A 22,567-nucleotide genomic window follows, 5' to 3' on the forward strand; every position below is an offset into this window, starting at 1 on the left:
TGGCGAGTTTTCCGCGCGATCGCGCATCTTATTTGATCTAACTGTTAGCAACCGTCTCTGATTTCTTCCTTCCAAAGCCCGACTGGAATCTAACTGGAACGAGACACAAAAAAAACGGCTGCTAAAACAATTAAACCGAGTAAGGTGAGGGGAACTAAAAAATTAATCGGTTCAATCATGTCATCTCCTGCTTATCCTTGCTTCAAGCTAAAATTTTAAGCCGTAAGCCTTTTGGAATTTGGGAGTGAAGCAAGCCATTTTTAGAGATACCACATCCCAATTCATAATGATCATAACGCACATGAACAAAACCCGATTCTACCGAGGCGTTAATCGCTTGGGATTCTCCTAAGAAAAAGCGTTTTACTGCACTAAAATCATCTAAAGAAACAACGTTACGAGTGATATCCGATCCGAACCGTTGTAAGGCGCAAGTGGTGGGTTTATAGCTAGTTCTCATTAAAGGAATCCCTAACGTTTGTATTTCAACCTCGAATGTGGGTTGACAACTCAAATCAGCTAGCCAAAATTTATCTTGCCCTTTTTTCCATAACTGGAACGAAGAAAAAACATCTGGATCAATTCCAAATCGTTCAGAAAACCATTGGAGATAACGAGCGTTTTCAACCTCTTGCGGTTGAAATTCCCGTGAAACTTCATTAGGGGCTGCTGTGGGTTCTAAATGACTTTCACTGCGTCGAATCCGAGCAACAAAAAATCCCCCTGTATCATTAAAATGAGGAAAATAGCGTTGTGCCTCCACTAAATCTTTGCGAAAGGTTTGTCCTTGCCATTGTTGCAGCCCTGACATTCCTTTTAAGTGGGAAATTGCAGCCGATTCCAGAATCCCACGCTCTCCTAATACCGCATCAATCACCGCTTCGTTTTCTTCTGGGGCAAAGGTACAGGTACTATATACAATAATCCCATTCGGTTTAACCAGTTGTAAGGCACGATGCAATAATTTCTTTTGCGTTGTCGCAATCTTTTCACTGTAGCGAAGACGGTGCTGTTTACGGGTCATTTTTCCTTTCCGCAATGTTCCCTCCCCAGAACAGGGAACATCGACCAACACGCGATCAAAGGAATGATTTTGCAACGGAATCGAAGTCCCATCATAATTACTCATCATGACATTTGAGACTCCGATGCGATCTAACATTGCTCGTAATTGTGAGAGGCGAGAAATTTGGGCTTCATTGGCGACTACCATTCCCGTTCCCTGTAACCGCGTTGCAATTTGCACGGTTTTCCCACCAGGGGCTGCACACAAGTCTATAACGCGCTCTCCCGGTTGCGGATCAAGCACTTTGACAGCAGTTAACGCAATTTCTTCTTGTAAGTTATACCAACCGCTAGCAAAGGGAAGGGTTAAGCCAGGTTTTTCCCAGTTGCGGATACGGAACGCATCAGGATACCAAGATAAGGGTTCAAACCAGAGATGCTGAGACTCCAGAAACTGTTTCACGGCTACGGATGTTGTTTTGAGGGGATTCACCCGAATGCAAGTGGGAAGCGGTTGCGCGATCGCGCTGGCAAAGGCTTCTGGATCATCAATTAAGGACTCATAGCGTTCTAATAAAGTTTCTGTAGTCACAATTCAAAATTCAAGTATTAAGCTGATTCCACTCGTTTCAACATAAAAAAGAAAGGTTGTGGTACTGTTTTAAAGTCCATTACCCCAAAAACAGTATCTTCATCAACTTTCCGAAATGTATCCTGAATCGGTAACTGATCATAAATCATTGTTGCACTAACTTTCTGACGATATTCCATCATCCGTAATCGTGCTTTATACCTCTGAGTTGTTAAGAGGGGAAACCCTAAACGAAAGAGCAACTTAAAAATCTTCGCCTTGGGAAAGTTCCAGCGTGCTGCTAATTTCATGAGCGCAGGATCAGGCTTAATTGCAATGACTTGATCATCCTGATCTAAAAATAATAAAGGATGCACTTGTTCTGGGCTGATAAATTCTTTGCCATACCAATCAAAAAGCTCTAATAAACCATCCATCGGATGATTGGTATGGATACCAAATCCTTGCCACTGTCCGATCATAAAGTCTAAATCTGCAACTGCTAACTCATCGAAAATCGTTAAGGCTTCTTCCGTTGTTGTCTCTCTTTTTTTTTGAATGAGATTAATCTTTTCTAAAGTATTCATAATCGGAATTAATTACTTAGGGAAAATTAACATAAAAGTAACATTTTAAAAAGTTAGCAGACCTAAAACCAAGAAATTCCTTTTTTCATCATAAAATATCAATTAAAAAATTAAATGGGAGGGAAGCGGATGAGTGTTCCCAAATTAGTGACTTGGTTGCAAGAACGAACGGCGTTAACCATATTACCCGAAAAGGTACTCAGCGCGATCGCGCCCTTTTTACAACAACGCACGACTGGCGCGAATCAAACCCTTGTTCAAGCCCAAACCCAACCGCTTGGACTCTATATTTTGGAATCAGGAAAAGCCGAGAGTGAAGAGACTTCAAAAGTTTCTTCTAGCGTGAGTTTGCTACCAGGTAGCATTATCAATCTGCAATCGTTAATTCTGGATCAACCTACCCGAGAAACCGTTATTACCCAAAGTGAATGTCGGTTTTGGTTTATTAAAAGCGATAAAATGCGAGAGTTGATTGGTCAATATCCAGAAATTGCTCAAGTGTTTTCGCAACAGTTAGCAGAAGAACTCGCTTCGGTTTCTTCACAACTCAGTTTTGAACAAGAAAGGGCTTACATTTTGCGTCCTTATCTGGTGACGAAAGCGCGACGAGGTATTATCGGGAGAAGTCGCTATGCGGTGCGGTTACGACAACAAATTAAACAAGCCTCAGAAAATCGAGAATCAGTAATTATTTTCGGGGAACCGGGCTTAGGGAAAGATAACGCTGCTGCGTTGATTCATTTTGGCTCTTCTGACCGTCGAGAACCGATTATTCAAGTTGATTGTAGTACCTTACAAGCAAGTGGGGCGGAGTTATTTGGACGGGCTAATGGAAAATTTGGCTTGCTGGAAGCCTTGGGAAAAGGAACGCTGATCTTAAATAATATTCAAGAAATTGATCCCGAATTGCTGGGCGCGATCGCGCAACTTCTCAAAGATCACACCTACATCCCCGTCCCTCGCATTAACGAACCACCACCCGCTCCCAAAACCTCCCAAGCTCGTATCATCTTAATTTCAGAAAAAACCATTCCCGAACTAGACGGTTGGGTAAAACGTCGGATCAAAGTTCCCCCGCTACGGGTGCGAAAAAGCGATATTGGCGACCAAGTGAACTATTACATCAGCTTGGTTTGTCGGCGAAAAGGGTTAACCAAACCGAAAGTCACCCCAGAAGCCATCCGTCGTTTACAAGCCTATGATTTCCCTAATAATTTAACAGAATTAGAAAATTTAATTCGTCGCGCGATCGTCCAACTCCCCGCAGGACAAGCCCTCACAGAAGAAATTGTTTGGCCCTCCCAAAGCAAGAAAAAACAACTGCGCCTCAATCTCCTTAATACCTTTCCTCGTTTCCGACGTTTCTTGAGGAGTCCGTGGTGGCCAGACCGATTGAATTATTGGTTTGTTCTCCCTGCATTTACCCTTGTGGTTGCAATTTTATTTCTCGGACCGCAAACCCGTTCCGAAAACTTTGCTCTTAACTTATTCTGGGCGTGGTGGTGGCCCGGAATCCTGATTGCATTTCCCTTTGTGGGACGACTTTGGTGCGCGGTTTGTCCCTTTATGATTTATGGGGAACTCACCCAGAAAATCTCTCTCTGGCTATTCCCGCGGGAACTTAAACGATGGCCCCGTCAGTCTGCTGAACGTTGGGGGGGATGGTTTTTATTTGGCTTATTTGCCTTAATTTTACTCTGGGAAGAACTGTGGAACTTAGAAGACACCGCCTATTTATCTGCTTGCTTACTCCTCCTCATCACCGCAGGTGCAATTATTTTTTCTCTGCTATTTGAACGCCGTTTTTGGTGTCGCTATTTATGTCCCATTGGGGGGATGAATGGAATGTTTGCCAAACTCTCCATGACCGAACTGCGAGCGCAACAAGGAACTTGTTCCGCAGAATGCACCACTTATCAATGTTATAAAGGGGGACCCGAAAAAGGAGAAGGACAAGAAACGATGGGCTGTCCCTTATATTCCCATCCTGCCCAACTCGAAGATAATCGGGATTGTGTCTTGTGTATGACCTGCCTTAAAGCCTGTCCCCATCGTTCCGTAGAAGTCAATTTACGTCCACCTGGAATTGAGTTATGGACGACTCACCAACCGCGCCCTTATGAAGTGGCTTTATTATTCTTGCTTTTAGATGTCGTCTTTCTCCATCGTCTCCCAGATATTCAAGCGCATCTCGGTTTGAACTGGAATTTAGACAATTTTTGGCTACATTTTGCCATTTCCGTTGCCCTTTTAAGTTTACCCGCTCTCATTCCCCTCTTCGCCCAAGTGACCATGGGACTTCTGCATCAACTGAAAACTTTTCTTGATCCCAAAAAAATACAACTAAAACCACTTCCTTTTGTGGAAAGTGCTTATGGTTATTTACCCCTAGTTTTAGGGGCGAATCTTGCTCACTATCTCGATTTAGGGTTAGGAGAAGGAGGACGACTGATTCCAGTGGCGTTAGCAACCTTTGGCTTCAACGGTGAAGGATTTCCCATTGCCGTTGCTCATCCTGCGGTGATTAATTTTTTACAAGGAGTCGCTTTATTTGTTGGCAGCTTATTAGCCGTGATTTTGACGCAAAAAATCCAGCGTAGTTCCTTATGGTCGCTTTTGCCCCAACATTTAGCCATCTTGACCTTGAGTGTCTTATTTTGGCAGTTGATTGTCTAGGAATAATGGGTTACTGGTAACCGATAACTGTTCACCGTTTCTTGCCATCTTGTCTAACAAAAGTTACACTTTGTTAAATAATCTTCAGTTTTTTTCAGAACTTGTTACCCGCGAAGGATAGCAATTTAGATTGGCTACCCCCTTTGGCGCTAAGTTCAGTATAAAAAAGAATGATGTAAAATTTTTGTAAATGTTGGCTCTCATTTATTAAGGAGGAGCGTAGTCGATGGGACTACCTTGGTATCGAGTTCATACGGTTGTTTTAAATGATCCAGGACGGCTCATTTCCGTCCATTTAATGCACACCGCATTAGTTGCAGGTTGGGCAGGATCCATGGCGTTGTTTGAGTTAGCAACGTTTGATCCCAGTGATCCTGTATTAAATCCCATGTGGCGACAAGGGATGTTTGTTCTCCCCTTTATGACCCGTTTGGGCGTTACTGAATCTTGGGGCGGTTGGAGTGTCACTGGTGGAACAGCAGTTGACCCTGGCTTCTGGTCTTTTGAAGGGGTCGCGATCGCGCACATTGTCCTCTCAGGATTACTCTTCTTAGCAGCGTGCTGGCACTGGGTTTATTGGGACTTAGACCTGTTCTATGACCCTCGTACTGGCGAACCTGCTCTTGACCTCCCCAAAATGTTTGGGATTCACTTATTCTTATCCGGACTCCTTTGCTTCGGGTTTGGCGCGTTTCACCTCACAGGATTATTTGGTCCTGGAATGTGGGTGTCTGACCCCTACGGAATAACGGGTCACGTGCAACCAGTCGCACCAGAATGGGGACCAGAAGGCTTTAACCCCTTTAATGCTGGCGGTGTCGTTGCTCACCACATTGCTGCGGGAATTGTGGGGATTATCGCTGGTATTTTCCACTTGGCGGTGCGTCCCCCACAACGGCTCTATCGTGCACTGCGGATGGGTAACATTGAAACGGTTCTCTCCAGCAGTATTGCTGCGGTCTTCTTTGCTGCTTTTGTCGTTGCGGGAACCATGTGGTATGGTAGCGCGACTACGCCAATTGAATTATTCGGTCCGACCCGTTATCAGTGGGACCAAGGCTATTTCCAAGAAGAAATTGATCGTCGGGTCAATAACTACATGGCAGAAGGCTATAGCCGTTCTGAGGCTTGGTCACAAATTCCAGAAAAACTTGCCTTCTATGACTATGTTGGCAATAATCCCTCCAAAGGAGGTTTATTCCGGGTGGGTCCGATGAACCAAGGAGATGGTTTAGCGCAAGCCTGGTTAGGACACCCAGTCTTTAAAGATGCAGAAGGTCGTGAACTGACGGTTCGTCGTCTCCCTAACTTCTTTGAGACCTTCCCCGTTGTTCTCGAAGATGAAAACGGTGTTGTGCGTGCGGATATTCCCTTCCGTCGTGCAGAATCCAAATACAGTATTGAACAAATGGGTGTAACGGTGAGCTTCTTTGGTGGTGCTCTTGATGGCGAAACCTTTGAAAATCCAGCCCAAGTGAAAAAATACGCTCGGAAAGCCCAACTCGGTGAGGTCTTTGACTTTGACCGTGCAACTCTTGGCTCTGACGGGGTATTCCGAACCAGTCCTCGCGGTTGGTTTACATTCGGTCATGCGGTGTTTGCACTGCTGTTCTTCTTTGGTCACATTTGGCATGGTTCGCGGACGCTGTATCGCGACGTTTTTGCTGGTGTAGAAGCCGATATGGAAGAACAAGTGGAATGGGGTGCGTTCCAGAAAGTGGGTGACAAATCTACTCGGAATGTTTAACCATGCTTAAGTTCAGTTAGGGACAATTTTTGTCTGCTCAAGCGAGAGGGGAGTGTTTTTTCTCTCTCGCATTTTTTGCATTTGCTGTTAGACTGTTAGGTGAAGGGATCAGGAAAATTTAAGATTATGGAAGCTGTTGCATATATCCTTATATTGGCTTGCGCGATCGGGGTTTTATTCTTCGCGATCGCGTTCCGTGAGCCTCCCCGCATTAATAAATAATTGAGGCTTTTTAACTCAAGATACGAACTGAGCCATCATCCCTGCTCTTCCTTCTCTGTAAGGGAAAGCAGGAGGGTTCAGTTTTGTTAGGATCAATAACGATCAAATCTTAAAATGTAACTAAAAATCAGTTATAATAGAATGTCTGTACCATATTTTTACTCAGTAAACTTAAGTGTACATCTGATTTGAGGAATAACTATCAACACAACGGAGATCAAAACATAGGAATCGAAACACACATGGTCAGTCAGAACACAACATCGAATCGAGACATTGGTTTTACTCACGAGGATTTTGCTGCTCTCCTCGACGAATACGATTATCACTTTAACCCTGGTGATATTGTTCCTGGCGTTGTGTTTAGCGTCGAACCGCGAGGAGCATTGATCGACATTGGCGCGAAAACCGCAGCCTATATTCCAATTCAGGAAATGTCGATTAATCGTGTTGAAGAGCCGGACGAAGTTCTCCAACCGGAGGAAACAAGAGAATTTTTCATTCTGACTGACGAGAATGAAGACGGTCAATTAACGCTTTCTATCCGCCGTATCGAATATATGCGGGCTTGGGAGCGGGTTCGTCAACTGCAAGCAGAAGATGCAACCGTGCGCTCAGGAGTATTTGCCACAAACCGTGGTGGGGCATTAGTTCGTATTGAAGGACTGAGAGGATTTATTCCGGGTTCTCACATTAGCACTCGTCAGCCGAAAGAAGATTTAGTGGCGCAAGATTTACCGCTCAAATTCTTAGAAGTCGATGAAGAACGGAATCGTCTTGTGCTCAGCCATCGCCGTGCTTTAGTAGAACGGAAGATGAGTGGCTTGAAAGTGGGAGAAGTTGTCATTGGTTCGGTTCGCGGTATCAAACCTTATGGTGCGTTTATCGATATTGGTGGCGTGAGTGGTTTACTCCACATTTCCGAAATTTCCCACGATCATATTGATACCCCTAGCAGCGTCTTTGATATCAATGATGAATTAAAAGTAATGATTATTGATTTAGATGCAGAACGGGGACGGATTTCTCTCTCGACAAAACAGTTAGAACCCATTGCTGGCGCGATGCTCAATAACCGTGAGTTAGTCTTTGAGCAGGCGGATAAGATGGCGCAACGATTCCGTCGCAAACTGCAATATCAAACTCAAGGTTTAGCCAGTGAAGAAATTGAAGCTAAATTGAATGAAGAGTTTGGTCCGATTGGTAAGCGTCCCAGTGAAACTACAGAAGCGGAAACAACTGAAGCCGAAACTGAGACTACTGCAGATAGTACCGAAGTAACTGCAGAAGCGGAAACAACTGAAGCCGAAACTGAGACTACTGCAGATAGTACCGAAGTAACTGCAGACAATACTGAGACTACTGTAGATGGTTCTGTAGATCCTGAAACCGAAGAGGAAGAAATTGTATCTGCTGCAAACGAATAAGGTCAGCACATGAAAGAATGGAAAAAGGAGGGTTTACGCCCTCTTTTTTAGTTTTCAAGAATTAATCAACTCTCCATCGATTAACATCCCTTGGATTGCAATTGGGGTCATGCAATTGATCCAGTAGAGTAAGTTCTTTTCCCGTTACATAAGACTGTCGCCCAAACTTCGTGGGAACAATCCCTAAACCTTTGAGGCGCTTATACAGGACACTGCGCGTAATGCTATATCGCTCCATTAACGATTTCACGGGAAAGCGATCTATTTCAGATTCCATTGCAACTCTCTACAATCTTGCTACATTTGCTCTTATTGCCAGCAAATTGACAAGTGTATTGTGCTTGTTGGTTACTCTAACCAATGCCAGAAACTCTCGGGAAAATAAGGGACTCGGGCTTTTAAGCGATGTTGCAATGTTTCTTGTGAAATGAGTGCGGTGGGCTTTAGTGTCTCCCAAAATTTGCGCGTCGTTTGATCGAGTCTGCGAATATATATCAATCGTGCTTGTGCTTCTTCAGGACGAAAAGGACTGACATCAGGGTGATGACGTTTCACCAGTTGTTTATAGTTGTATTCAAGTTCAGTATTCTCAACATACAAACTTTTTTAGTGATTGCTATTTTTTTAATATGGCTATTTCCAATCAGGCTAAAACCGTATTTAATTTTACTAAGTTTTATTGATCGTTGATTGAAATCAAGAGGTTTGAGTATAAAATACTAATAACCAAATAATTGATCAGTCATTGAATGGTTAATTGCAACTGCTCCACTGAGCATGGAAGAAAAATGCTGAGTAGAGGGAAGTTATTAGTGAAAAAAAGTGGTATGTCTAGTTGATGGGTTAAGGAAAAATGAAAGTTCAGTGGGAAAAAATTGAGAACTCTACTATCTTTTCGCGACGAGACTTAATTGAGAAAGTTATTTTCCAAACCAGTACGTTACTAACAGAGTTCGCTCAAAGTAACCAATTTACCTCAGTTTTTGAAGCCAGTTTTGGTCATGATAATCCAGAGACCGTAGAACGATTACGCTCAGCTTTTTTGAGCAACCGTTTCTTAGAAGAACTCAAAATAGAAATTCTGCCTAGCTCTCGGTTAGGGGGAGCATTAGGTGCTTATGCCAGTGCTATAAACACAATTTATTTGTCTCAAGAGTTACTTTTTAGTTCTTATGAGAAGGTAGCTTCAGTGTTACTAGAGGAGATCGGACACAGTATTGATGCTCAAATTAGGAGAAGCGACAGCTGTGGTGATGAAGGTGCAATTTTTGCAATATTAGTCCAAGGGAAAGCATTAAGCGAAAGGCAGCTGCGCGATCTGAAAACAGAAGGCGATACGGTTACGGTTCAAATTGATGGACAGACCCTAGAACTAGAACAGCAAAATTATGACTTGGGGTCATTACAAGGAGTTAATGGTTACTCAGATACACTCTACTGGGGTGATGCTGAAGATTACTATACTTTTTCCATTGGGGGAACTGGACGAACCAGTAGTCAGGTCGAGATTGCTACAACTTCGACTGCGGTGAACTTAGTGTTAGAGTTATATGATCCTTCTACGGGGCAACTCCTGTATGACCCTAACGGAATTCCCTATATTTCTGACGTTAACAATAATTCATACAACTATGAAGCATTATCACTCACTAGCTTTGCTCCAGGCTCTTACACGGCTAGAGTCTACGATGCTTTTGGGGGACAATATGTTTCTCCTTACTTAGCATCGTACAATTTAACAATCACTGCCCCTTCTGCAACAGATGGGACTGAATTTAATGATTGGTACACTCAGGCAACTATTTTAGATACAACCGATGGTGAAGAATATCTTACTGGTTTAGCTATAGATGATCCCACTGATGTTGATTGGTACTACTTCACAACCACAGAACTATCTACTTGGGATCACTTTGCACAAATCAATTTTAATCATGCTGCTGGCAATCTCGCCGTTGCGCTTTGGGATGAATACGGAGGCTACTATCCAGTTGATACTTACAATGATTCTGAGTTTATTTATTTAGCCGGACTTCCTGCTGGAAACTACTACTTGCAGGTTGGCAGCTTTGTTGGGCACGCCAATCCAAATTATGAGCTAATCATTAGCACTCCAAAACCGCTACCACCAGATGAGTTTGATGCAACTAATGCCAATAATAACTGGTCTAGTGCTTCTCCGTTAGGTGAAGTTGGAGGCGTTTATAGTCAATCAGACCTTTCTCTTCATAGCGCGTCGGATCAAGACTGGTTGAAGTTTGAAACAAATGCTATTGGTACTTTTGAGGACTATATTGCCATCAACTTTGAGAGTTGGAAAGGCGATCTAGCTCTAGCCCTTTACGATGATCAAGGCTATTTTCTGAATTACTCTGATTACTATGGCAGCAATCAAGAAGCTCTTCCCTTGGCAGGACTTCCAGCAGGCACTTACTATGCCCAAATTTACTCCTATTCCGATCAAACGAACAACTATGATTTAGAAATCTCTGCACCTGGCGCAACGACTCAACTGAGTCCTGATCGCTTTGAAACTAATAATAGTCGCTCTGAAGCACAGGCTCTAGAGGAGTTACAAGGTCTTCAATGGTGGCAGGGGTTATCAATTCACGAAACCGCCGATGAAGATTGGTTTCAGTTTGATTTGGAAAGAGAAGGAACCAGAGAAAATTTTGCTGCAATTACATTTACCACCGTTGAAGGGGACTTGGATCTCAAGCTATACGACAGTGCAGGGAACTTCTTAAAAGACTCAACTGGATTTCGGAATTTTGAGAAAATTAGTCTCCAAGGACAGAAATTAGGTTACCTCCAAGTTGTGGGCTATGAAGGGGCAACGAATCCCAACTATAACCTCTTAATCAATGCACCTGGAGAAACAGACAATGATACGGCGCAAAAAGCGACTCCTCTTTCGCAAATTCAAGGGTTAAAAATTTATGACGAGTTATCGATCAGCCATGAAAACGATATAGATTGGTATCGCTTCAGCATTGCCAACACTGGAAATGGCAATAACTTCGTACGCATTGATTTTAGTGCTGTGGAAGGAGACTTAAACCTTGCCCTTTACGAATATACTGGCACGACGAATCAAGAAGCTGGACTTGAAGAAAATACATTTGATCCCAACAATTTATTACTAGTAGAGAAATCGGAAAAAACTACCAGTCCAGAAGAAATTTCCCTTGAAACACTAGAAGCAGGAGAATACTTTATTCAGGTTTATGGCTTTGATGAGGACGATCTCAGTCCCTATACATTCACAATTGATGCGCCGACAGAAACAGGTGCAGATAGCTTTGATGATAGTGCTGATAATAATACACGCAGCCGAGCAACTGATCTAAACTCTTTAGTCAAGCCAGGTCAAACCACACTTTCACTTCCTGAAACCTCTCAACAGTCCCTCTCAATTCATCAAGCCAGTGATGAAGACTGGTTTAAGTTTGAACTGGCAACACAGGGAAAAGAAAGTAATTTTGCTGCTATTGCCTTTGATCACACATTAGGAGACTTAGACCTAGAACTGTATAATGATTCTGGAATTAAGATAGATGAATCGACTGGAGTTGCGGATCTCCATGAAATCGATCTGGCAGGACAAGCAGCGAGCTTTTATACTCTCAGAATCTCTGGCTACAATGGGGCAACTAATCCAGAATATAGTTTGACTATTAATGCTCCCTTACAACAACCAACTGGAGATAATTATGAAAGCAATGATAGTCGTGAGGAAGCTAAACCCCTAGGATTCGGAGTGAATAGAATTCCAAATCTCTCCATTAGTCAGTCGGGAGATGTTGATTGGTTTGAATTTGAACTCAGCGACAAAGGCAACTTTAGCAATGTCGCTGGCATCGATTTTACTCATGGTGAAGGGGACTTAGATTTAGTCCTCTATGATAACAGCGGTGAAGAGGTCAAGCGTTCTCAAGGAGTTGCTAACACTGAGGAAATTTCCTTGGCAGGGCTGGCTTCAGGAACTTACTATCTAAAAGTCTTTCGGTTTGATGAAGCAGAAGCAGAAACGGATTATCAACTTTACTATGATTTGCCCCAAGACGACAGTGAAGATTGGTCGGAAACCAATGATACATTAGATACTGCGTTTGATTTGAGAAACGTTGAAGGGTTGCAAACTTGGGATGCTTTATCCATTCACACTTCAGAGGATGAAGATTGGTTTAAGTTCAACTTAATTGGCAATGCAGATGCCAATGATTTTGTCAGTCTCATTTTCGATAATACACTCGGAGATTTAGACCTATTCCTTTACGATGCTGCAGGCACAAACTTACTAGAGAGTTCCGAAACCGCAACCAATTTTGAGCAACTGAGTTTGAAAGGTTACGAAGGAGGAACTTATTTACTCAAAGTAGAGGGACATAATAGTAGCACTAATCCGAATTATCAATTGGTCATTAATGCTCCTACGTTTGAAGAGTTAAAGGATTGGGCAGAACCTAATGATACTCAAGATGATGCTGAAAATTTACAAACAGTTCAAGGAACGCAGGTATGGTCAGGACTCTCCTTAGAAAATAATACGGACATCGACTGGTTCAAATTCACAACGATTGGTGAAGGGGTAACGGGTCACGCTGTCAGCATTGAGTTTGACCATAGCGAAGGCAATTTAGATTTACGCTTAATTGACCCTAACGGAAATGAATATACTTCTACTTCCAACAGCGATCGCGAACGGATTTCCTTAGCTGAACGACCCGCAGGAGAGTATTGGGTCAAAGTAGAAGGAGAGGCAAACTCCAATTATTCTGTAGTTATTGATGCACCCCAAGAAGCGGAAGCAGACTGGGCAGAAGACAACGATACCCAAAGCAAAGCCGAAGATTTGCGAGATATTCAGGGGTCTCTGGTACTTAATGGATTTTCGATTCATCCAGCTAATGATCAAGACTGGTTCAAGTTTAATCTCGATAAACCTCCCGTGGCGGGTCAGATAGTTCGCATCGACTTCAATCATTATGAAGGGGATTTGAATTTAGAAGTAATCGACCCCACTGGCAATCGTTTTACCTCAACGACTACCAAGAATTTTGAAGAGATTGCGTTAGCAGGGAAAGAGGCAGGAACTTATTATGTCAAGGTTACTGGCGTAGATGGTGCAACTAATCCTGAGTATCGTTTAACGGTAGTTGGTACACCAGAAGCAAAACCAGATGACCTTGAACCGAATGATCATCCCAATGAAGCGTATGAACTCCGAAACATTGAACAATCTTCTAGTAATGAACGGTTTGGCTCAGGCTTCAGTTTTCCCAATAATGGAGCGACTCCTAGCTATAACTTCCTCAATTCTTCAAATTATCAGCAAGCAGATGCTTGGCTCAATTATGGCAGCAGTCTTGGCTTGAATTATCCGACTTCCAGTGGCTCAGGCTTCAGTTTTCCCAATAATGGAGCGACTCCTAGCTATAACTTCCTCAATTCTTCAAATTATCAGCAAGCAGATGCTTGGCTCAATTATGGCAGCAGTCTTGGCTTGAATTATCCGACTTCCAGTGGCTCAGGCTTCAGTTTTCCCAATAATGGAGCGACTCCCAGCTATAATTTCCTCAATTCTTCAAATTATCAGCAAGCAGATGCTTGGCTCAATTATGGCAGCAGTCTTGGCTTGAATTATCCGACTTCCAGTGGCTCAGGCTTCAGTTTTCCCAATAATGGAGCGACTCCCAGCTATAATTTCCTCAATTCTTCAAATTATCAGCAAGCAGATGCTTGGCTCAATTATGGCAATCAAATTCTCTCACCATACCATCAACAAATCGGATCATTAGTTGGCTCGACTGGAATTAGCCCTCTCGATCTATATTTAGGTGGAAAAACCTCAGCTACACAATTCCGTTTCTCTCTTCCCAACCTTTCTATCCATTCTGTTGAAGATGAAGATTGGTTTAAATTTACTCTAAATCAAGATGGACAAGAGCAACAACTTATCGAACTAAGCTTTGACCATGACTTAGGGGACTTACAATTAGACTTATTTGAATCGTTTGATGCCCACAGCATCTCTTCCAATGAATACGACCAATATTTAGTCGAACGTACTAACAGTCGCAGCGACAACGAAATCATTACTCTAGCCAACTTGGCAGCAGGCGAATACTATGTCAAAGTTAGCGGGGTTAACGATGCAACTCACCCGAGCTATACTTTGACCCTTAGCGCTCCTCCTTCTTTAGACGAAACAGGAGATTGGACAGAGCCTAACAATAATAACAATCAAGCCTATGATCTCCGAGAAGTTGAAGGCAGTCGCATTCTCTCTGACCTTTCAATTCACAACGAAACCGATACTGACTGGTTTCAATTTGAGACGACAGGGGAAGGAAAAGAGGGTCATGTGGTCCGTATTGACTTTAACGATGAGCAAGGGGATTTGGACCTCATTCTCTACAATGAAAATGGCACAGAAGAAATTGCTCGTTCTGAGAGTACCGACAATTCTGAAGAAATTAGTCTGGATGGGTTAGCAACTGGAACCTATCAACTTCAAGTTCTCGGTTACGAAGAAGCAACCAATCCCAATTATACCTTCTCCGTTTTTGCTCCCGATACTTCTATTAATCCCGATAACCTTGAGCCAAATGATGACTTTGACAATGCCACTCTCCTTGGTCAGAATGGCAACATTAGTAGCCTTTCGGGTTTAACCATCCACCCAGACGATTCGGACTTCTTCAAGTTTACAACAACCAGCCCATCCACTGTTGGAAACTCACTTAGTATTGAATTTGAGCATGCTCAAGGAGACTTACAACTCGAACTTTATGAAGAAGGCTCAACAACACCACTTCAGACATCGCAAAGCACAACTAATAATGAGACCATTTCTCTGGCCGAATTAGAAGCAGGCACTTACTACGCCAAGGTTGTTGGGAACAGCGACAGTATTGCCAATAACTATCAACTCCACCTTGATGCCCCTCTAGAAGAAGCTGAGGCGACAGCTCAAAATGACTGGACAATTATGGTCTATATGACTGCTAGCGATCTCGCCCCATTTGCATTTGAGGACATCAACGAGATGGAATTTGCTGCATCGCAACTGCCCAGTACGGTTAACTTTGCTGTCTTATGGGATCAAAGTCAAACTTATACCCAAGAATACGATAATGGTTACACCTACACCTTTCATCCTTATCCTACAGGAAATCTTGCTGCTTGGGGCGATACCGGACGAGGAATTATCCAATCCGATACAAACTTTGAATCTGTCGTTACTTCCTTTGAACGAATCGGTGAACAAAATACTGGTGATTCTCAAACCTTAGTTGATTTCGTAAACTGGGCAAAAGATGCTGCTCCAGCAGAGAACTATGCCTTGGTGATGTGGGATCACGGAAGTGGCGACTTATTCGGATTTAACGGCGATGATGAGGGTAATCCAAATAATCCTAACAAGGATTCCATGTATATCGATGAGTTGGTATCTGCTCTTGATAGCTTTCAAAACAGTGATAATTTTACTTTTGACCTAATTTCTTTTGATGCTTGCCTAATGGCAATGACAGAAGTGGGTTATGCTTTGAGCGATTACACTGACATTTTCGTAGCTTCACAAGAAAACGAAGGTGGAAAGGGCTACGACTACACTACAGCATTTTCGGTTTTAGGAGCTAATCCTGATCAAGTAACAACTGAAGGACTCGCTACTGGTATTGTGTCCAGTTATCAACAGCAGTACGTTCCGCAAAATACTGAAAATGACACCCATTCTGCTTCTCAAGTCAATCAATTTGACCAATTAGTGACTTCTCTGGATCATTTTACTGATACGATTCTTGAAAGTGCGACAGCTTCTGATTGGACTGGTCTTTATGATGCTCGCCAAGCTGCCACAAGCTTTGGCTCCAATCCCACAGGCTTTAGCTTTGAATTTTATCGAGATTTAGGTCAGTTTGTGGGCGCAATTGCCAGTTCAAACAACATCACTACCTCAATCAGTGAAGCTGCTCAAGCAGTTAGCAGTGCTTTGCAAAATACGATTGTTGCACAAACATCTGACAGGCGCGACACTAAAGGACTCTCGGTCTTTTTACCAGCTGATAATATTTTATCTAATGCAGTTGTACAGGAGTATCTCTCCAGAAATCAAGCCTTCTTTGAAAACACAGGTTGGCTAGATTTTGTCGATGCTTTCTTGGCTAACGAGCCAACAGACCGCAACAACTTCTTAACAGATTGGGCTGAAGCTAACAATGTTTCCGCACGGGGTCATAACTTGCACACCCTAATCGGCGATGGACATGAATTTGCAGACCTCAATCTCCATGATCCCTCCGATCAAGATTGGTTTCGCTTTACCACTAATGAAGCGGGAATAACAGGGGATAAAGTTGCTGTTACGTATGATCGCGCTAGCGGTGAAGACTTATCTCTCTTACTCCGTTACACCGATCATGAGGGACAAATTCAAGAGCGAACTGCAACTGAAACCGATACAGGTCAAGAAATTAGCCTAGAGGGATTGCCCAATGGCGAATATCGGATTCTAGTTAAAGCTGAAGACTCAATTATTCCTGAATACTTCCTAATCATTGATGCACCGGGAACCCCCACAGACGGCAAAGACTGGGCACGGGGAAACAACAGTTTTAATAAAGCTGAAGAGGTTGGAGTAATCACCGCTCAAACCCAATTGTCAGGACTGCAAGTGGATAGTTCCAGTGCAGATTGGTTTGAATTTGAATTGCCTAAAGTCAACAGCGAGCAGATTCAACCGATTCAAATTACTGTTGATATTCCCGGAAGCTCGACGGTTAAAGCAGAACTATTTAATGCTGATGATACAATGACCTCCATTAGTTCTACTGTGGGTACCGATGAACTCCAACTGACTGCACCTAATCCAGTTCCAGGTCAAGTCTATCAACTCCAAATCAGTCAAGAAAGCAGTGAAGATGCTACTGCATATGCCTTATTCTTTGAACCTTCCCCTCAAGCTGCAACTGATAATGAACCTCCGGTATTTGAGGACATCCCCTTTAGTTTCGAGGTCAACATCAATCAACCAGATCAATTTAGCGCTACCCCCGCAGCAAGTGATCCCGAAGGAGAAGACATTACCTATAGCTTTATCGGTGATGGCAATGATCCTGACGGCAATGGAACGGATGCTTTTGCCATTGATGAAAGCAGCGGAGCCATTACCATAGCCCATGCAGCTGAACTGGAGGGTCAAGACATCTTTAATCTCACAGTCCAAGCCAGTGATGGGGAATTGGAAAATACTGCCTATGTTACCATTAATGTCACTACTTTAACAGAGGTGAACTTTGATATTGATGGCGATGGTGAAGTTTCCGCGCTCACTGATGGCATTTTAGTGATTCGGTTTTTAGCAGGCTTCACTGGAGAAGCATTGATTAGCGGAGCCGTAGCATCGGAAGGAGCGACCCGTAACACTGCTGAGGAGATTGAGAGTTATCTGGAGTCTGCACAAACGATGCTCGATGTGGATGGGAATGGCACGGACTCCGCTCTAACGGATGGGATTCTGGCGATTCGTTCCTTTGCTGGTTTTACGGGTGAAGCTCTGATTAATGGCGCAGTTGGAGAAGGGGCGACTCGTAGTGAAGCCAAGGCTATCTTAAATCATATTCAGATTTTTCTGCCTTTAGAGGAGGAGACAATGGTGTCGGAAAGTTCTTTCAGCTCAGCTAACCTAATCAATGAACCTTTTTCTTCTAGCTTGATGATGGGAGGAGAAACCGATTTAGATACTGGCAACGAATTGATCTTGATCTAGGAGTAAACAAGCGCGAAGGTTTCATTAAGGGCAATCTAGATAATATTGCAGCCCACATTCCGCACCCCAACTGTCACATTGTCCGTTTTCTAACCCCTTGCAAGACAAGGCTTTTGAGCTAGATTGCCTCTGGTGGCAGCTTTGCTAGTTTTACCCCTGTTAGGTGCTTTGATTTTTTATTTGGTATCGAAACCGTAAACGGCAATCTCATCCGCCTTACAATCAAGATGACGAATAAGGAAAGAGGAAAGCCTTTGGTTACACTTCAGTGTCAACAGCATCAATTTGACAATATTACAGCAATTATTTTTGATAAAGATGGCACTTTAGCCGATTCAGAACAATTTTTACGAGAGTTAGGGCAAAAACGGGCTCGTTTGCTGGATGCGAAGATTCCAGGAGTAGGTGAGCCTTTATTAATGGCGTTTGGGATTGAACAAGCGAGTCTCAATCCAGTGGGATTAATGGCGGTGGGAAGTCGCTATGAAAATGAAATTGCTGCTGCTGCGTATGTTGCGGAAACTGGGCGCGGATGGTTAGATTCGTGCGCGATCGCGCAAGCTGCTTTTTCCGAAGCGGATGAGCATTTTACAGCCAATGCAGAAACCTCGCCTTTGTTTACGGGTTGTCTAGAAACCCTGCAAACACTAGCCGAAGCAGGATTAAAACTAGCCATTCTCTCGGCGGATACGCAAGCAGGTGTAGAAAATTTTATGGCGCGTCATGAACTCTCTCCCTATATTCAGGTAGCAAAAGGCGTGAGTGCAGAGGGATTACAGAAACCAAATCCCCAATTATTTTTAGACACTTGTGAAGCCTTGGGTGTTAAACCGAATCAGGCGTTAATGGTGGGAGATGCCCCTGGAGATATTGAAATGGCGAAAAATGCAGGGGCGAGTGGCGCGATCGGGATTTGTTGGCGTGATCCGAAATCCAGTCATTTAGAGGATGCAGATTGTTTCATTCAGCAACTAAATGACCTAAAAATTTCCTAACTTTCCTTGGAATATATGACGCATGACCAGCAATCTGATATAGTGGCTATGAATGAATAAAGGGAATAACAATCAAAAAGACCCTGAAATAGTAGTAACCTGTATGATGGCAACCGAGTCAGAGGTAACGCGGATTTCTACAAAAGGCAAATCTTCTGACCGTTGGTTTGTGTTTGTCCGTCCATAGAGGTTGCTCAGAAACAGTCAACTGTTGATTAGGAGGAAAAACTACCTTGTCTAGTAAATATATATTTAGTTCTGAATCGGTAACTGAAGGTCACCCTGATAAAGTGTGTGACCAGATTTCCGATACCATTCTCGACGCTTTACTCGCTGGCGATGACAAAAGCCGTGTCGCAGCAGAAGTCGTCGTTAACACTGGCTTAGTGCTAGTGACAGGGGAAATTACCTCCAAGACACAAGTCAACTTTGTGAACTTGGTTCGTGACAAAATCAAAGAAATTGGTTACACCGATGCGGATAATGGCTTCTCTGCTGATAGCTGTGCGGTCTTAGTGGCTCTTGATGAACAATCTCCTGACATTTCTCAGGGGGTAACGGCTGCTCAAGAAACTCGTGAACTCAGTGATGATGAACTTGATCAAATTGGCGCAGGTGACCAAGGGTTAATGTTTGGGTTTGCTTGTAACGAAACCCCAGAGTTAATGCCTCTTCCCATCAGCTTATCTCACCGTTTAACTCGCCAGTTAGCGAAAGTCCGTCATAATGGCACCCTTGACTATCTCCGCCCTGACGGTAAGAGCCAAGTCAGTGTTGCTTATGAAGATGGTAAGCCAGTTCGCATTGATACCATCTTACTTTCCACTCAACATGATCCTGAGGTGGGTGGTAGCACTGATGAGAAAACCGTTCATGACAAGATCAAAGCGGATCTCTGGAAAGAAGTTGTGCTTCCGATTTTTGAAGACATCGACATCAAACCCGATGAGAACACCAAATATTTAATGAACCCCACTGGTAAGTTTGTTGTTGGTGGTCCCCAAGGAGATGCTGGCTTAACTGGACGTAAAATTATCGTTGATACCTATGGCGGTTACTCCCGTCATGGCGGGGGCGCTTTCTCTGGTAAGGATCCAACAAAAGTTGACCGCAGTGCTGCTTATGCAAGCCGTTACGTTGCGAAAAACATCGTTGCTGCTGGCTTAGCCGATAAATGCGAAGTTCAACTCAGTTACGCGATCGGTGTGGCGCGTCCTACTAGCGTCTTTGTTGATACCTTTGGAACGGGTAAAGTTGATGAAGAAAAATTACTGGAAGTAATTCGCAAAAACTTTGAGCTTCGTCCTGCTGGTATTATCCAAGACTTGCAACTGCAAGAACTTCCGCAGCAACGGGGCGGACGTTTCTATCAAGATACTGCAGCGTATGGTCACTTTGGTCGTCCTGACCTCGACCTCCCTTGGGAACGCACTGACAAAGCAGAACTCTTAAAACAAGCCCTCAAAGAAGCTGCTGCTGTGTAAGTTAGATTAGTTTAACCTTTTCTTCACCCTTCTCTCTTGTGGAGAGAGGGGTTTTTTGTCCTTTTAGGTGGGGTTAATAATCTCATTAATTGAAAATTGGCGTTGTTGTTTCAGCACTTCTAACTGTTGTTGTGCCTCATAAAACTGTTCTAAATAATAATTCAGCGTGGCTTCATCAGTATTGGGATCAAGCTGTTGCCATTGTTGCAAACAATAACGCTTTTGTTTCTCACAAGCAGTTTGTTCTAAGGTCGCGATCGCGGCGCGTAAAACTAACCCTGGACGTTGTAAATCGGTGCTGGTTGTTTCCTGTAACTGAATAATACTTGCTAACTGTTTCTCATACTCTGGAAACTGAGTCACTTCATTTTCTAACTGCACCAACAGCCGATTGTTTCCCTGATGATCGCCCCTAAAATCATAGGTTGCTTCTAAACTTAAAATTTGTTGCCATAACCAACGATGAGGGGACAAACTGAAGAGTAAATCTTTTTCTTCTAAGGTGACAGTAATTCTTTCTCGATATCCTGGACAATGAAGATACACCCGCAATAATAACGCCTCGGCTTGGGCGAGAAGTTGACTTTCTGTGGGGAAGGATGGAAGTTTTTTTGGTGCTGATGTCGGTTTCTTTTGGAGTTTCTTTGTTCCTTGAGGCTTTTTCAGGGCGTTACGAAGGGTTTCCGTATAGAGAGGAGTGAGTTGGGAATCGCCCTGACTTAACAACTCAGCACAGTGGCGGAGGTAGTGGGTTCGTAGGGTCACATCTTGGAGATGATTCAACAGCTTGACAATCTCTTCTGTAACTTTTTGTATTTGATCAGGCTGATTAATATCTTTATCCTGTAAAAGCTGATTAATTTGCCAATCGAGCCAGAAAGGGGCTTTGTGGAGTTGCTGACGATAGGCTGGTGCTGCATCAGGATTACTTTTCAGAAACTCGTCTGCATCTTTGCCATCAGGAAGATTTAAAACCCGCAGTTGCACTTGTCCAGAATAGACTAAGGGTTCAACTTCTTTAATCGCCCGTTGGGTAGCAGTGATTCCTGCTTGATCCGCATCAAAGTTATAGATAATTTGTTTTGATTCGGTGTAACGTAATAGCTGGCGGATATGGTCTTCGCTGAGGGCTGTTCCTAACGAGGCGACTACGGGTTTGATTCCTGCTTCATGAAGCGCGATCGCGTCAAAATAGCCCTCGACAAGAATCGCTTGGTCTTCTTTCCGAATCGCATCTCTCGCCTGATCCAATGCAAACAGCGTCTTACTTTTGTCAAATAACGGTGTTTCGGGTGAGTTGAGATATTTCGGTTCATCATTCCCCAGGGTTCGACTCCCAAAGCCGATGGTGCGCCCTTGGGCATCTCGAATCGGAATCATCGCGCGATCGCGAAACCGATCATAATACCCTTTCCCAGACTTCCGTTGTTGAATTAATCCCGCTTGTTCAACTAAGCCCACAGGATACCGTTTTTGTTCCACTAAATACCGATATAAGGTTTCCCAACCCGAGGGCGCGTAACCGAGTCCCCAAGTGTGCAGGGTTTCCTCTTGAAACTGGCGTTTTGTCTTTAAATACTCAAGGGCGGTTTCTCCTTCTGGCTGATACAAAACGTGCTGATAAAAGTTCCCCGCCACCGCTAAAATTTCATATAATTGTTCCCGAACCGAAAGTTCTCGTTGCAGTTCCTCCTGCTGTTCGGGTTCTAAGGTTTGAACTGAAATTTGATAACGTTGGGCTAAGTCTAAAACCACCTCACTAAAAGACTGCTTTCCCAACTCCATAAGAAACTTAAAAACATTACCCCCAGCCCCACAGCCAAAGCAATAATAGAGTTGTTTGCTTGGGTTAACAGTGAAGCTAGGGGTTTTTTCTTCATGAAAAGGGCATAACCCCTGATAATCTTTTCCCCGCTTTCGTAGCACGAGATAGTCCGAGATGACATCAACAATGTCAGCTTGGGTACGAACAGTTTCAATCGTGTCAGGATGAAAGCGAGAAGAGCTCAAGGGTTTGCGCGGTCAAAATAATGGAGAGTTTCTAGTGCAACATTTAACCTTCTTAAATCTACTCATAG

Annotated in this window: 12 protein-coding genes; 7 read left to right on the forward strand and 5 right to left on the reverse strand. The window is 43.5% G+C overall.

The annotated features are described in order from the left end of the window. Positions 1–202: 202 nt before the first annotated feature. Both PCC7418_RS19405 and PCC7418_RS10170 read right to left on the reverse strand, forming a co-directional pair. A complete protein-coding gene (locus tag PCC7418_RS19405) occupies positions 203–1,597 on the reverse strand; it encodes an RsmB/NOP family class I SAM-dependent RNA methyltransferase (RefSeq protein WP_015226090.1) in 1,395 nt (464 codons plus the stop codon). 17 nt (positions 1,598–1,614) lie between these two features. Beyond that, positions 1,615–2,163, reverse strand: coding sequence for a DUF4334 domain-containing protein (locus PCC7418_RS10170; RefSeq protein ID WP_015226091.1), 549 nt, complete (start codon positions 2,161–2,163; stop codon positions 1,615–1,617). Between the two features lie 129 nt (positions 2,164–2,292). Here PCC7418_RS10170 and PCC7418_RS10175 point away from each other — a divergent pair, with 129 nt between their 5' ends. The 4 genes from PCC7418_RS10175 to PCC7418_RS10185 all read left to right on the forward strand — a co-directional run bounded on the left by PCC7418_RS10175 (position 2,293) and on the right by PCC7418_RS10185 (position 8,235). Continuing rightward, positions 2,293–4,839, forward strand: a complete 2,547-nt coding sequence (locus PCC7418_RS10175) for a sigma 54-interacting transcriptional regulator (protein ID WP_015226092.1) — start codon at positions 2,293–2,295, stop codon at positions 4,837–4,839. A 226-nt stretch (positions 4,840–5,065) separates the two neighbouring features. Continuing rightward, on the forward strand, positions 5,066–6,586 hold the full coding sequence (gene psbB, locus PCC7418_RS10180; RefSeq protein ID WP_015226093.1) for a photosystem II chlorophyll-binding protein CP47: 1,521 nt from the start codon (positions 5,066–5,068) through the stop codon (positions 6,584–6,586). A gap of 126 nt (positions 6,587–6,712) precedes the next feature. Continuing rightward, entirely contained in the window at positions 6,713–6,808 is a 96-nt protein-coding gene (locus PCC7418_RS19845) for a photosystem II reaction center protein T (protein ID WP_015226094.1), read from the forward strand. A 242-nt stretch (positions 6,809–7,050) separates the two neighbouring features. After that, positions 7,051–8,235 carry a 30S ribosomal protein S1 gene (locus tag PCC7418_RS10185; protein ID WP_015226095.1) on the forward strand — a complete coding sequence of 395 codons (1,185 nt, stop codon included), beginning with the start codon at positions 7,051–7,053 and terminating at the stop codon, positions 8,233–8,235. Between the two features lie 61 nt (positions 8,236–8,296). Here PCC7418_RS10185 and PCC7418_RS10190 read toward each other — a convergent pair whose 3' ends face one another. Continuing rightward, complete coding sequence (locus tag PCC7418_RS10190; RefSeq protein WP_015226096.1) at positions 8,297–8,512, reverse strand: hypothetical protein; 216 nt, start codon at positions 8,510–8,512, stop codon at positions 8,297–8,299. Positions 8,513–8,583: 71 nt separating this feature from the next. After that, positions 8,584–8,835, reverse strand: coding sequence for a hypothetical protein (locus PCC7418_RS10195; protein WP_015226097.1), 252 nt, complete (start codon positions 8,833–8,835; stop codon positions 8,584–8,586). 253 nt (positions 8,836–9,088) lie between these two features. Here PCC7418_RS10195 and PCC7418_RS10200 point away from each other — a divergent pair, with 253 nt between their 5' ends. From PCC7418_RS10200 to metK, 3 genes are all read left to right on the forward strand, one after another. Further along, positions 9,089–18,010, forward strand: coding sequence for a pre-peptidase C-terminal domain-containing protein (locus PCC7418_RS10200; RefSeq protein ID WP_015226098.1), 8,922 nt, complete (start codon positions 9,089–9,091; stop codon positions 18,008–18,010). 254 nt (positions 18,011–18,264) lie between these two features. Further along, a complete protein-coding gene (locus tag PCC7418_RS10205; RefSeq protein WP_015226099.1) occupies positions 18,265–19,005 on the forward strand; it encodes an HAD family hydrolase in 741 nt (246 codons plus the stop codon). Positions 19,006–19,238: 233 nt separating this feature from the next. Beyond that, on the forward strand, positions 19,239–20,489 hold the full coding sequence (gene metK / locus PCC7418_RS10210; RefSeq protein WP_015226100.1) for a methionine adenosyltransferase: 1,251 nt from the start codon (positions 19,239–19,241) through the stop codon (positions 20,487–20,489). Positions 20,490–20,552: 63 nt separating this feature from the next. Here metK and dnaG read toward each other — a convergent pair whose 3' ends face one another. Then, complete coding sequence (gene dnaG / locus PCC7418_RS10215) at positions 20,553–22,499, reverse strand: DNA primase (protein WP_015226101.1); 1,947 nt, start codon at positions 22,497–22,499, stop codon at positions 20,553–20,555. Between the last annotated feature and the right edge of the window lie 68 nt (positions 22,500–22,567).

The sequence above is a fragment of the Halothece sp. PCC 7418 genome (assembly GCF_000317635.1).
Lineage (GTDB): Bacteria > Cyanobacteriota > Cyanobacteriia > Cyanobacteriales > Rubidibacteraceae > Halothece.